Genomic DNA, 12,618 nt, shown 5'->3' on the forward strand with positions numbered 1-12,618 from the left:
TTTTTAATTTTATAGATAACTGTATTAATCAGATTTATTTTTAATTGATAACTGATTTTTAGAGAAATCCAGGGTTCTAATTGGGAATGGGATATTGACTCCTTTTTCATCATAGGCCTTTTTAATAGCGATGATCGCTTCATGCCTTGCCCCGATGATATCCCTGTTCTTAGTTACATCGGCCCAGAAGCGAACTACATAATTGATAGAACTATCGCCAAATCCTTCGTAAAGAAATTCAACTTCTTCATTTCCTCTTTGAGGAAACTTATCCTTGATAACCTGTAACGTAAGATCTCTTACCATTTCGAGATCTGATTCATATCCAACACCGCAACTTACAAAAATTCTTGACCTGGGTGTCCTGGAAAAGTTTTTAAAAGGTTCCTCGATGATCTTTGCGTTTGGAATCACCACGTAATTATTGTCTGATTGTTTGATCACGATATTCCGAAGATTGATTTCGGTTACCGTACCTGCAAAGCCATTAGTCTCCACCCAATCCCCAATTTGGAGTTCCGGTAGAAAACTGAGAATAAGCCCTGAAAAAGTATTATTCAGCGTGCCCTGAAGTGCCAGACCTATGGCAAGACCAACAACTCCCGCACCGGCGAGTACAGATGTAAGTACTTTATCAAGATTCAGCAGGCCAAGTGCTATAAAGAAACCAATAAGGATTACGATGGCCTTAATAACCTTAACGACCATCAGCCGTATAGAATCCTGCTTAATATGCTTCCGGGTGATCCTTTCGAATATCCTACCAATGTATTTGGCAATAATGATAAACAGGATGAATACCAATACGGCCAGAATGAAATTAGGCAGATTCAGGATTAAAGAATCCAGCCATCCGCCTAATTTATCCCATATACCTTTAATTGATTCCTGAAGGTTGAAATCTTCCATTTTTTAGGTGTCTATTTATTGACAGGCTTATGTTGCTCACTGGTTTTCATTTTCCAGGCATCGAGCATCCAGCTTGTTTTTTCCAATTCTCTAATATAAGCTCCTATCAGGTCTATAGTACCTTCGTCATTGGCTTTATCGGCCGTTTCAACTACTTTTCTCATCTGTTTAAGAATAAGACCGTGATCCTTCAAAAGAAGCTCGATCATCTTGCTGTCAGTTAGATCAGATGAAGCTTCTTCAAGGTTAGAGGCCTTTAGATAATCGCTTAAATTACTGGTAGGCTGAAATCTTAAAGTAAGTATTCTTTCAGCGATCTCATCCACCTTTAATTTGGCATCGTCGTAGAGCTCTTCAAACTTTTCATGAAGATCGAAAAAATTCTTACCTATCACGTTCCAGTGAAAATTTCTGAGCTTTTGATAATATATATGATAATCTGCCAGTAATACGTTGAGTTCTTTAACCGTATTCTTTGTTTTAGTTGCGTCCAAACCTAAATAGTTCATAGTTTTTATTTATTGTTTTTTTAAATTCAATATAAAATTAATATGATTTAGACTTATGCCCAAGCGAGTGGCTAAGTTTAATACAAGTTTAACTAGGATTACCCGAGGTCCCGATGATCCTTAAGGTCCAGTTTTTTCAGCATTTTACTGGATACCTGTCCGCTAGAGGTGCCATAACCGTCTACCAGGATCCCCTTTCGATTATTGGAGGTGGTAATAGCGTAAAGTATAGCATTATCATCGGGATTGCTCATACCTTCGAACCGAAGCACTTTATCCACTTCGAATTCTTCCACATTAAAGGTTTCTTTTTCTTTTTTTAGTTCGAGCTTTTCATCTAAAAGGTTGAAGTCATGCTCATATCCTTCTTCCAGTTTCAGTTTATTAATGGCTTGAGATAATGTACCGTAATCTTTCATTGTTACTTTCAATTTTTATTCAAAATTAATTTACTGTGAAAGCCCGGCATTAGCAAGAAGAGCTAAGGGTTTAGGATAAGTTTAACGCCCGAATTCAGGCTTTTTTCGGCCTTAGGTCATTTTTTATTGGACCCAAACCAGCCTAATGGAAATAAAATGAGTAAAAAGAAATACCAGCCGGTCACGATTCCAATTATCGTGATCAAGGCTGCGATGATAAAGAACCAGTATGATTTGGGGATTTTCATAGCCACCACAAAATTAAAGCGAAAATCACCAGATATAAAAGCCAGTATGGTTTAAAATTAAGAGGATCCTTTCCGAACATCATTTTAGTGACCGAGAAATAGAACGACCTGTTCTTGGCAATGTGGTTGTAAGCGTGGTCACTCATTTTCCTGAAAAGGCTTGAAGAGTTGTAATATTGATGCCATCTTTTAGTCCCGGTATGCCACAGGCTTCGGTAGGCCGAATCGGGGCCGTCGTAGACTTTTCCATCAGTTTCTATGAGCCTGCTTGCCTTTTTGAATTCTTTTAGGGGAATATCGGGGAATTTGTGAGCAGCGTCCTGGTAGGTTTCAAATTTGAGAATGCCTTTAGTCTTCACTTCCCACCTGGTTTTCCAGAATTTACAAAAGCCACATTTGCCGTCCCAGATCATAGTATCCTCAGATGGCGGATTTTCGGTATATTCGAATTTTTTAAACAACTTTGCAGTTTTTTCGGGTAAATTACCGAAAATTAGGTCAAGGTTCAAATCAGGATACTGCTGTGATTTGTAGTAACAGATAATATTTTTAACCTTTATAAGCTAATCCCTAACAGGTTTATGAAAAGTAAGATCACCCTAAAAGAGCTCGCCAAGTTGCTGAACGTTTCAGTTTCTACGGTTTCCAAAGCCTTGCATGACAGTCCTGAAATTAGCCCGAAAACTGCCGAACGGGTGAAGGAACTTGCAAAACTTCATAATTACAGGCCTAACCCGGTAGCGGTAAATCTTAAGCGCAGTAAGACGGGAACCATTGGGGTGGTTATTCCGAATATTTCGAATAGTTTTTTTGCGAGAGTCCTTTCGGGGATTGAAGCCCAGGCACAGGAAAAGAATCAGCAGGTTATTACTTATATTTCAAACGAATCCATAGAAAGAGAAAGACAAATTTGTGATATGCTTACTTCGGGTCTCGTGGATGGGGTTTTGATCGCGGTCTCTGAAGAAACTCAAAAAAAACAGGAATATGATCACTTGTTTTCGCTGGTGGATTATGATATTCCATTGGTGCTTTATGATCGAATCAATATCGATATCCCGGCCGATAAGGTAGGGGTGGATGATGAAAAGAGCTTTTTCGATGCAACCAATTATTTCATTTCAAGAGGTGTAAAGAATATTGGGCTGGCTTCGGCAATTCATCATGTTGGAATTGGAAAATTGAGGATCAAAGGTTATGAAAAAGCACTCGCCGGGGAAAATGAGCAACATCTTGCCTGCAGCACGGTGCCGGAAGAGTTAAGGAAGAAAATTAAAAGTCTTCTTACCAAGGATAAGGTTCAGGCTTTGCTCTGCACCGATTTTGAAAGCACTATTCTGGCTACCCGAATCGCCTACGAGGAAAATATCCAGGTTCCTTCACAGTTAAAGTTGATAGGTTATATTGGCCGGGAAGTGGCAGAGTTTCTCACCCCTTCTTTGAGCTATATCGAACAGCACCCAGTGGAAGTTGGTTCGAAGGCTATGGAAATTTTGAATAACCGACTCGAGGGCAACTACAAACCAGGTCAATTCAAAGAAAGTATCATCGCGACCAGCCTGGTTCATTTGGAGTCTACAAAGTTTTAAAAATCTTATGGAAAGCAACAAAAAGTCCATTCTTATTACTGGTGGAGCCGGTTTTATCGGTTCACATGTGGTTCGACATTTTGTAAATAAATATCCGGATTATCAGATCTATAATCTCGATGCACTAACATATGCCGGAAACCTTGAGAACCTAAAGGATATCGAGCAAAAACCGAATTATCATTTTCTAAAAGGTGATATAAGCGAGGTAGATCTGGTGAATCAACTATTCAAGGAATATCGGTTCGAAGCAGTAATCCATCTGGCTGCTGAATCACATGTGGATAGGTCTATAAAAGATCCTTTAGCATTTGTTAAGACCAACATTAATGGGACGATCAACCTCTTGAATGCATCTAAATCTGTTTGGGCCGATAATTTTGATGGAAAGCTCTTTTACCATATCAGTACCGATGAGGTATATGGTACCCTGGGAGAAACTGGCTTATTCAAAGAAACTACAGCCTATTCTCCTAATTCACCTTATTCGGCTTCCAAGGCCAGTTCTGATCATTTTGTCCGGGCCTACGGAGAAACTTACGGAATCCCATATGTGATCTCGAATTGTTCCAATAACTATGGCCCTTTTCAATTTCCTGAAAAGTTAATTCCGCTTATGATCAATAATATAGTGGAGAAAAAGGAATTGCCTGTATATGGTGATGGAAATTATACCCGGGACTGGTTGTTTGTGGAAGATCATGTGAAAGCAATAGATCTTATTTTTCATAAAGCTAATCTGCAGGAAACTTATAATATTGGCGGACTTAACGAATGGAAGAATATTGAGCTTGTAAAACTGTTGTGTGATCTAGCCGACGAAAAACTTGGCAGGGAAAGAGGAACTTCAAAGAAATTGATAACTTTCGTAAAAGATAGGCCGGGACATGATAAAAGATATGCCATAGATGCTTCAAAGATCGATAAGGAATTGGGGTGGAAGCCTTCGGTCACTTTCGAAGAAGGATTAAGCAAGACGATCGACTGGTACCTGGAGAACGCAACCTGGCTTCAAAATATTACAAGTGGAGAGTACAGAGAATATTATAACAACCAGTATAATTAAGATTTAAATAATCTTTTCCAACCTTTTGAATTCTTTGTGGAAAATAAGCCTTTCAGTTTTTGCTCGTAATTAGGCGTAGTTCCAAATTTAGGTCTTCTAGTTGCTACTTTCCTATCCTGGTCCAGAATATATGTAAGAAATTCGGTTAGTCGTTCCATCTTAAGGTTTGATGGAATTTTGTTACGCCTAAAAGGTGGCTGAGCCAACATATCCTGAAAAGCTTCAGCATTCTGGTCAATTTCGATTACCCTATTTACGACTTCAGAAAGGTTTTCAAAATCATGAACATTGATAAAAGCTTCTTTATTAAAATCGGCTGTAACTTTTGGATCACCCCAGTAAATAGGAATACTGCCAGCTACAAACGCATGCATGATCTTTTCGGTAGTATATCCTGGTGAAGAACTATTTTCAAAAGCTATAGTGAATTTGCATTTGGATTGGAATTCGATCTTATCGAACATCCAGTTCTCTGAAAATCTGCCACCAATGCTGATCTTCGAATTATTCAGGTGAGTACCGGGAGAAGTAATAGGTTTATAATCATTCAGCGCTTGAAAGAACTGATCCCGAACTGGATTAGCCTGGTGGTTAGAATAGATGAAATTGCAGAAAAATTCTTTTTCCAATTTAGGAGTATAAGTTGTTTCTCTTTTCAGTTCTTCAAACTGACCTTCGAAAAGAGCAAAATTCGGAAACCTTAAATACCGATCTTCATACTGTAAATAATCAAACCCTATGGCATAATCACTTAGATTGAAATCTGGTCTAATATTCTCGCCGGTATAAAAGATTCTTACACAGTCATAATTTAAAAAATCATGTCCGTAACAAGAAAAAAAGAGAAAGTCAGGTGAATTCTTGTCCAGAATAATCTTGTAATGCTCAGACAGCAAATTTGTAAATGGGTTGTTACGGGCGTCGAAGCCCTGATAAAAATCAGTAAACCAGATTTTGATTTCAGTCATCCTTTGAAATGATTGGGTGGTTGAAGATATAAATTTTGAATTTGATACATTTGTTGCTAACCATTAATTCCCGGATCAACCATTAAATGTCTTTAAAAAAGAAAGCTGCTACAAGTCTCGTATGGACTTTTTCCCAACAATTCGGAAACCAGTTGATCGGGTTCGTGATCTCTATTATTCTAGCTCGGATTTTACTTCCGGAAGAATTTGGTCTAATAGGAATGATCGCCGTATTTATTGCCTTGGGAAATGCAATGGTTCATGGGGGAATGAGCAAATCACTTATACGAAGCGATAACATTGATGAAAATGACTATTCCAGTGTTTTTTATTTCAATTTCCTGGCTAGTATTATTATTTATCTGATTCTTTACCTCTGTGCACCTCTAATTGCTGATTTCTATGAGAGATTAATTCTGATTGATATTATCAGGCTATATAGTCTTACTTTTATTATAAGTGCCTTCGCATTGGTTCCCCTGGCCAGGTTAACCCGTAAAATGGACTTTAAAACGCAATCGTTGACTGCTATTCCAGCGGCAATAGTTGGCGGTGGAGTGGGTATTTACATGGCAACAGAAGGTTTTGGAGTGTGGAGCCTGGTATGGAGTCACCTAAGTACTAATTTTACGAATACGGCATTGCTTTGGATCTTAGTTGGCTGGATCCCAAGATTTGAATTTGATAGGATAAAGTTAAAGCAACACCTGGATTTTGGTTATCGGTTAACCTTATCAGAGATCCTTGACAGACTTTTCAAAAATATTTACCTGATAGCAATAGGAAGGTTTTTTTCAGCTACCCAGTTGGGATTTTATACCCGGGCCGAAACCATGAATCAGCTTCCAGTTCAGAATATATCACGTGCCCTGGATAAGGTGACATTTCCATTATTTGCTAAAATAAAAAATGATAATACTAGATTGAAGGACATTTACAAAAGGCTAATGAAAATGGTGGTTTTCATCGTAACACCAGTCCTTCTGTTTTTAGCTATTATGGCAGAGCCGGTATTTCGGTTTCTGTTTACTGAAAAATGGTTACCAGCTGTGCCGTATTTTCAAATACTTTGCGTTACGGGAATGATCCTACCTCTTCATTCATATAATTTGGGGATCTTGAATGTGAAAGGTAGGAGTGATCTATTTTTACGTCTTGAAATAATTAAAAAGGTAGTGATTGTGGTTATTTTGCTAGCGACCATTCCCTTTGGTATAAAACCTCTTCTATACGGGCAGGTATTTGCTTCAATCATCATCTATTTTGTCAATTCTCATTACACCGGGAAGTTCATTGATTATCCAGCCCTGGAGCAGTTGAAAGATATATTGCCTATTATTAGCCTTTCTCTCATTAGCGGAATAATGATTTATTTCCTGGATGTTTTTTTTATAAGGACGTTAGAAGATTTTCTCAGGATCTTTTTAGGCATAGGTACGGGTGTAATTATTTATTTAGCTTTGGCGAGAGCACTTAATTTTAATTCACTATCAGAATTGATCAAATTGCTAAAGAAAAGATGATTCAGCTTTTCCAAACATTTAATAATGCTATTGAAAGAAAAAAGATTTAGATTTTACAGTACTTCCTTTTTAGCCTCCTTATTTGGAGTGATCTTCATAATATTAACAATATCAATTAATAGAGGTTTTGATTTTACTGATGAGGGAGGTTTTCTTTTAAGTTATAAGAATGTTGAAACATATAGAGGTGGTATTTATAATTACCATATCATTATAAATAAACTTACTGAATGGCTGAAACCTGGATTAATAGCCTACAGATGGTTCTCAATTGTGATAACTCTTGTATCTTCTTTAATCCTTACCATGGGCCTATACAGGTGGTTAAACAATTTTTATAGAAAGGATAGGTTATTTCTAAAATTTTTATTTTTATTCTTCTATACTTCAATAGGAAATTTTCTTTTCTATTTTCCCGGAATATTGACTATTTACAATAATACGTTAACTAATTTTTTTTTACAGGCATCAACAGGAATTGTATTGATTTTATTTGCTCGGGATGGGCGGAGATCATTAGATTTGAAAAATATAACTCTGCTATTTTCGCTGGGCCTTTTTTCAATATTCAGCTTTTTTGTGAAGTTCCCAACTGGGGTTATACAGATAGGCCTTTATCCATTAATTATATTCTTTTATTTTTATCAGAGAAGTCTGATTGAAAAATTAAATTTGATCTTTATCTTTTTTTTAGGAGTTTTTACTGGGGCTCTTGCGTATTTTTCCATATTCCAGGCCGCGAGTGAATGGTATATTAACTTTTTCAGAGAATATAATATACTCTCAGACCATTCATCTACAATTCTTTTAAAAGGTTATCTGTTCGAATTCTATGCCTTCATAATCTTCGTAATCAAATATTTTTCCTGGTTGGTATTAATTCCGCTTTTAATAGTATTTCAAAATAAATTTAATGGGAAAATCAATTCAGTTAAACTTCGCGTCCTGAGAATTTTTATCCTATTTTCTTTCTTTTCAGTTCTAATAGGTGAGTTATTTTATTTTGGCTTTCACAGGTCAATGTTTACTAACCAAAACTGGGTAAACACCTATTTTTATTTAATGGTAATAATCCTTCAAATAATTTTATTAGGTACTCTTGTACTCAGGAAAAACGGTAATATTAGACAGTTGCTTAGCGACCACTTTAAGAAGATACTGGTTATTTCGCTTTTAATTGTATCTCCATTTATTGGTGCACTGGGAACTGCAAATCCAATATTCGCAAATAGTTTAATTCATTCGGCTAGCTGGTTTGCAGTTTATTTGATTTTATCAGTTCATTTAACCGCAATCATTAATAAACAGCTTATCTTCTTAATTTTTATTTTGCTTCCGGCGCTCATCACAACATCTCAAATTGTGGATGGAAATTTATTTTCACCCTATTATTCTGTATTTAATCAAAACAAGTCTGATTTTTTTAGACAGACGGAAAAAGTTGAGAATATTCCACAACTTGATCAAATTTATGTTGATGAGAAAACAAAAACATTTTTAACACAGCTCAAGGAAATTTTAGATAAAAATAATTTTAAGGATGGCGACCCAATAATTGGTTTTCATGTGCCTGGAGTAGTATTTTTATTAAACGGTATATCACCGGCAGTACCATATTATTACAATAAGGAAAGAGATGCGATGGCTTTTAGAACTCTGTATTCTCAAGATCAACTTCCAATAATTTTGTTACCAGGTAATAAATCCATAAATGATAAATTATTGACTGCGATGCAAAATAAAGGTATTTCCTTTCCAGGTGAATATAATGAGGTAGGCGAAGTTTACTTTCCGAATGAAGACTCTAATTTGAAGGTCTATTTCCCTAAAAACTATTAATCCTAAGAATTGCTAAATGCAGAAAGATCAAAAGGTGAGTCTTATAATACCAGTATATAATGCCGAAATATTTATACTAGATACATTAAAAAAAGTAACAAAATGGAAATTAAAAGCTTATTATGAGACAGAAGTTATTTTGGTAAATGACGGGAGTATTGACCTAACTAAAAACTTAATTGAAGAGTATGTTCAAAAAAAGGATGGTTCTATAAAATTTATATCCTATGAATATAATAAAGGAAAGGGGTATGCTGTTAAGGTTGGAATGCTTGAGGCAACGGGGGATTTTAGAATCTTTACAGATTCAGATATTCCATATGGTTTAGAAATTGTTGATAATATAATATACTATCTCGATTTTAAAGAATTTGACGTTTGTATTGGAAACCGAAAGTCAATAAAATCTAGGTATGTACAGGAGATTAGTAAGCTAAGAAGGTTGTCAAGTAAAGTTTTTACTCTTATAATTTCTCGCTATGTGGTTACTGGTGTAAAAGATACGCAATGTGGCATAAAAGGATTTAGAGCCGAAATAGCAGAAAAATTATTTTCGAATATTCAAATCAGAGGTTTTGCATTTGATGTAGAAGCACTGTATTATTGTTATAAGTTTGATTATGAAATAAAAAGAATACCTGTTGTTTTTCAAGGGAACTCTATTTCTACAATTAGATTATCAAAAGTGTCACTACAAATGTTTTGGGACGTTTTTCGTTTACCCATTAGATACCATTTTTTCCAAAGAAATCATAATTGAAAATTTCCAGAAACTATACAAACATATTTAATTGGATTCTCGACAACCTAATTCCTCCACTAATAAGAGATTCAAAAATGTTCACTTATCCTTTGTTCTGGTTGGTTTTCAAAGGAAAAGCAAGATACTTTATGGAGTTTAAGGATAAGGTTAATTATCTAAATAATTCTGAGGTAATCGAATTTTATAAAAACCTCTCTGATGTTCATATTCAGCGTAAAACAGATCTTAACGGGCAATCGGTCGACTTTATAATGAGCAATATTATCGGGAATACGGTTCTTGATATTGCCTGTGGCAGAGGCTACCTGGCCAATAAAATTGCACAGACGCATGATCTTCATGTAACAGGTGTAGATTTTATCATCCCTGAAGATCTTAAAAATTCTATTAAACCTGTTTTTGTAGAAGGCAAAATTGAAAATATACCTTTTGCAGATAACTCGTTTGAAACCGTAATTTGCGCCCATACTTTGGAGCATGTAGTAAATATTCAGAAAGGAATTAGCGAGTTGCGAAGAGTTTGTAGTAAACGGCTAATCATAGTTTTACCGAGACAACGTGAATATAAATATACCTTTGACTTACACGTCCATTTTTTTCCCTACAAACATTCTGTATTTAGAGTTTTAAAAAATAATAGAGGACAATGTACCAATTTAGGGAATGATTGGTTATATATCGAAGATTATGTTAAGCATTAAATATTTCATTTACAATATAGGTTGGTAAGTCTTTTTTGGAATTAAAATTTCAATAAGAAATTGTTTCTTCAGAAAATAAAAATTTAAAATGATTCAGGTTACAAAAACCTTTTTACCTCCAAAGGAGGAATATGAAGCTATACTTCAGCAAGTTTGGGATTCCAACCAGATCGCTAACGGAGGGAAGCTTCATCAGAAATTGACTCAAAGACTTAAGGATTATCTAAATGTTTCTAATATTGTTCTCACCACAAACGGGACTTTGCCGTTGCAAATAGCCTTAAAAACTATTGCTGGTGCAGGAGAGGTGATCACTACTCCTTTCAGTTATGTAGCTACAGCTTCAGCTATAGTTTGGGAAGGCTTTAAGCCCGTTTTTGTAGATATTTGCCCTGAGTATTTAACCATCGACGAATCCAGAATTGAGGCAGCTATCACCGAAAATACCAGGGCGATCCTGGCAACCCATGTATTTGGTAATCCTTGTAACCTCGAAAAAATCAGTGAAATTGCAGAAAAATATAAATTAAGGGTGATTTATGATGCAGCTCACGCTTTTGGTGTCCAGTATAAGGGAAAAAGTATTTTCAAATTTGGTGATATAAGCACCTGTAGTTTCCACGCCACTAAACCCTTTCATACAGGGGAAGGAGGAGCTATGTTTTGTAGAGACCAAAGTTTATTTGAAGAGTTATTTTATAGACATAATTTTGGTCACAAAGGACAACTGGAATTCCAGGGGTTAGGAATAAATGCAAAAATGAGCGAATTGCAGGCGGCAATGGGAATGGCTGTTCTACCATATGTAGAACAGATAAAAGAAGATAAAAAAACGGTATATGCCTGGTATGACGAAAATCTGGATTTTGAACAAATAAGGAAACAGGTTTTAAGACCTGGAGCTAGTTTAAATTATAGCTATTATCCAATAATCTTATCCAACGAGAAATTATTATTAAAAATTGAAAAAGAATTAAATTTAAAGAACATTTTTCCTCGCCGATATTTTTATCCTTCTCTTAATAATCTACCTTATGTAAGAAAAGTTGATATGCCTGTTTCAGAATCAATAGCATCAAGGATATTATGTCTACCGCTTTACTCAGGCTTGAGGGAAGAAGAAGTGAGGACCATTTCCAGAATTATTAATTCTAATCTTAAAGAATAGAAACAAATGAAAGGAATTATTCTCGCAGGAGGAACGGGATCCAGATTATATCCAATAACCAAAGGGATTTCTAAGCAATTATTATCAGTTTATGATAAACCAATGATTTATTACCCCTTGTCGGTATTAATGCTGGCCGGAATAAAAGAAATTTTAGTGATCTCGACTCCCAAGGATCTCCCAAACTTTAGGAAATTGCTGGGCACGGGCGAAAGTCTTGGAATGAATTTTCAGTATAAGGAACAGACGAAACCTCGTGGCCTGGCCGATGCTTTTATTTTGGGTGAGGAGTTTATCGGAGATCAGGATGTTTGTCTTGTTCTGGGTGATAATATTTTTTATGGTCAGGGTTTTGGGGAATTGTTAAAAAGAGCGGTGCAAAATTCTAAAGTCAAAAAAGCTGCCACAGTGTTTGGCTATTATGTCAACGACCCTGAAAGATATGGAGTGGTAGATTTCGATGAAAATGGTCACGCATTAAGTATCGAGGAAAAGCCATTACAGCCTAAAAGTAATTTTGCGGTTACAGGCCTTTATTTTTATCCAAATTCTGTTGTCGAGATCGCTAAAGGAATTAAGCCAAGTCCAAGAGGAGAACTTGAAATTTCAGATATAAATCAAAAATATCTTGAAATGCAGCAATTAAATGTGGAGCTGATGGGTAGGGGGTATGCCTGGTTAGATACGGGGACTCATGATTCATTACTGGAAGCTTCGAATTTTATCCAGACTATTGAAAAGCGCCAGGGATTAAAAATCGCCTGTATAGAAGAGATAGCATATAGGAAAGGTTTTATAGATAAAATAGCCCTTAAAAAACTTGCCGAAGAATTAGCTTCTAGCGATTATGGAGAGTACCTTAGAAAACTTTGATTTAGGATATTTCTGCCAACTACTTTTGGCAATTCTTTAAGAT

14 protein-coding genes are annotated in these 12,618 nt (G+C 35.8%); 8 read left to right on the forward strand and 6 right to left on the reverse strand.

Translation table 11 applies throughout. The annotated features are described in order from the left end of the window. Positions 1-24 precede the first annotated feature (24 nt). The 5 genes from MKO06_RS08145 to MKO06_RS08165 all read right to left on the reverse strand — a co-directional run bounded on the left by MKO06_RS08145 (position 25) and on the right by MKO06_RS08165 (position 2,546). A complete protein-coding gene (locus tag MKO06_RS08145; protein ID WP_241551684.1) occupies positions 25-909 on the reverse strand; it encodes a mechanosensitive ion channel family protein in 885 nt (294 codons plus the stop codon). 11 nt (positions 910-920) lie between these two features. Beyond that, positions 921-1,418, reverse strand: a complete 498-nt coding sequence (locus MKO06_RS08150; RefSeq protein WP_241551685.1) for a Dps family protein — start codon at positions 1,416-1,418, stop codon at positions 921-923. A gap of 98 nt (positions 1,419-1,516) precedes the next feature. Then, positions 1,517-1,837 carry a phosphoribosylpyrophosphate synthetase gene (locus MKO06_RS08155; protein ID WP_241551686.1) on the reverse strand — a complete coding sequence of 107 codons (321 nt, stop codon included), beginning with the start codon at positions 1,835-1,837 and terminating at the stop codon, positions 1,517-1,519. Positions 1,838-1,953: 116 nt separating this feature from the next. Continuing rightward, positions 1,954-2,085, reverse strand: coding sequence for a hypothetical protein (locus MKO06_RS08160; RefSeq protein WP_256946165.1), 132 nt, complete (start codon positions 2,083-2,085; stop codon positions 1,954-1,956). Then, positions 2,082-2,546, reverse strand: a complete 465-nt coding sequence (locus MKO06_RS08165; RefSeq protein ID WP_241551687.1) for a thiol-disulfide oxidoreductase DCC family protein — start codon at positions 2,544-2,546, stop codon at positions 2,082-2,084. Before MKO06_RS08165 ends, MKO06_RS08160 begins: the two co-directional genes overlap by 4 nt. Before the next feature lie 120 nt (positions 2,547-2,666). Between MKO06_RS08165 and MKO06_RS08170 the strand changes: the two genes are divergently transcribed. Beyond that, complete coding sequence (locus tag MKO06_RS08170; RefSeq protein ID WP_241551688.1) at positions 2,667-3,674, forward strand: LacI family DNA-binding transcriptional regulator; 1,008 nt, start codon at positions 2,667-2,669, stop codon at positions 3,672-3,674. Between the two features lie 7 nt (positions 3,675-3,681). Further along, a complete protein-coding gene (rfbB, locus tag MKO06_RS08175; RefSeq protein WP_241551689.1) occupies positions 3,682-4,740 on the forward strand; it encodes a dTDP-glucose 4,6-dehydratase in 1,059 nt (352 codons plus the stop codon). Here the strand turns inward: rfbB and MKO06_RS08180 are convergent. After that, entirely contained in the window at positions 4,737-5,708 is a 972-nt protein-coding gene (locus tag MKO06_RS08180) for a glycosyltransferase family 10 domain-containing protein (RefSeq protein ID WP_241551690.1), read from the reverse strand. The genes rfbB and MKO06_RS08180 overlap by 4 nt on opposite strands. 86 nt (positions 5,709-5,794) lie before the next feature. Between MKO06_RS08180 and MKO06_RS08185 the strand changes: the two genes are divergently transcribed. From MKO06_RS08185 to rfbA, 6 genes are all read left to right on the forward strand, one after another. Next, positions 5,795-7,231 (forward strand): lipopolysaccharide biosynthesis protein, encoded by a 1,437-nt coding sequence (locus MKO06_RS08185; protein ID WP_241551691.1) that lies wholly within the window; start codon positions 5,795-5,797, stop codon positions 7,229-7,231. 24 nt (positions 7,232-7,255) lie between these two features. After that, positions 7,256-9,070, forward strand: a complete 1,815-nt coding sequence (locus MKO06_RS08190) for a hypothetical protein (RefSeq protein ID WP_241551692.1) — start codon at positions 7,256-7,258, stop codon at positions 9,068-9,070. 16 nt (positions 9,071-9,086) lie between these two features. Then, a complete protein-coding gene (locus MKO06_RS08195; protein ID WP_241551693.1) occupies positions 9,087-9,830 on the forward strand; it encodes a glycosyltransferase in 744 nt (247 codons plus the stop codon). Positions 9,831-9,961: 131 nt separating this feature from the next. Continuing rightward, positions 9,962-10,534: a class I SAM-dependent methyltransferase gene (locus MKO06_RS08200; RefSeq protein ID WP_241551694.1), complete on the forward strand. Its 573-nt coding sequence runs from the start codon at positions 9,962-9,964 to the stop codon at positions 10,532-10,534. A gap of 88 nt (positions 10,535-10,622) precedes the next feature. Then, the gene (locus MKO06_RS08205; protein ID WP_241551695.1) at positions 10,623-11,702 is read left to right on the forward strand and encodes a DegT/DnrJ/EryC1/StrS family aminotransferase; all 1,080 of its coding nucleotides are present in this window, start codon (positions 10,623-10,625) and stop codon (positions 11,700-11,702) included. Between the two features lie 6 nt (positions 11,703-11,708). Beyond that, on the forward strand, positions 11,709-12,575 hold the full coding sequence (gene rfbA, locus MKO06_RS08210; RefSeq protein WP_241551696.1) for a glucose-1-phosphate thymidylyltransferase RfbA: 867 nt from the start codon (positions 11,709-11,711) through the stop codon (positions 12,573-12,575). Positions 12,576-12,618: the final 43 nt, after the last annotated feature.

This window comes from Christiangramia oceanisediminis, assembly GCF_022570735.2.
GTDB classification, from domain to species: domain Bacteria; phylum Bacteroidota; class Bacteroidia; order Flavobacteriales; family Flavobacteriaceae; genus Christiangramia; species Christiangramia oceanisediminis.

Bases quoted from the DNA above. Each gene is read 5' to 3' on its own strand.
- MKO06_RS08155 (WP_241551686.1), bottom strand. From the start codon at position 1,837: ATGAAAGATTACGGTACATTATCTCAAGCCATTAATAAACTGAAACTG.
- MKO06_RS08150 (WP_241551685.1), bottom strand. From the start codon at position 1,418: ATGAACTATTTAGGTTTGGACGCAACTAAAACAAAGAATACGGTTAAA.
- MKO06_RS08205 (WP_241551695.1), top strand. From the start codon at position 10,623: ATGATTCAGGTTACAAAAACCTTTTTACCTCCAAAGGAGGAATATGAA.
- rfbA (WP_241551696.1), top strand. From the start codon at position 11,709: ATGAAAGGAATTATTCTCGCAGGAGGAACGGGATCCAGATTATATCCA.
- MKO06_RS08190 (WP_241551692.1), top strand. From the start codon at position 7,256: ATGCTATTGAAAGAAAAAAGATTTAGATTTTACAGTACTTCCTTTTTA.
- MKO06_RS08185 (WP_241551691.1), top strand. From the start codon at position 5,795: ATGTCTTTAAAAAAGAAAGCTGCTACAAGTCTCGTATGGACTTTTTCC.
- MKO06_RS08170 (WP_241551688.1), top strand. From the start codon at position 2,667: ATGAAAAGTAAGATCACCCTAAAAGAGCTCGCCAAGTTGCTGAACGTT.
- MKO06_RS08195 (WP_241551693.1), top strand. From the start codon at position 9,087: ATGCAGAAAGATCAAAAGGTGAGTCTTATAATACCAGTATATAATGCC.
- MKO06_RS08145 (WP_241551684.1), bottom strand. From the start codon at position 909: ATGGAAGATTTCAACCTTCAGGAATCAATTAAAGGTATATGGGATAAA.
- MKO06_RS08180 (WP_241551690.1), bottom strand. From the start codon at position 5,708: ATGACTGAAATCAAAATCTGGTTTACTGATTTTTATCAGGGCTTCGAC.
- rfbB (WP_241551689.1), top strand. From the start codon at position 3,682: ATGGAAAGCAACAAAAAGTCCATTCTTATTACTGGTGGAGCCGGTTTT.
- MKO06_RS08160 (WP_256946165.1), bottom strand. From the start codon at position 2,085: ATGAAAATCCCCAAATCATACTGGTTCTTTATCATCGCAGCCTTGATC.
- MKO06_RS08200 (WP_241551694.1), top strand. From the start codon at position 9,962: ATGGAGTTTAAGGATAAGGTTAATTATCTAAATAATTCTGAGGTAATC.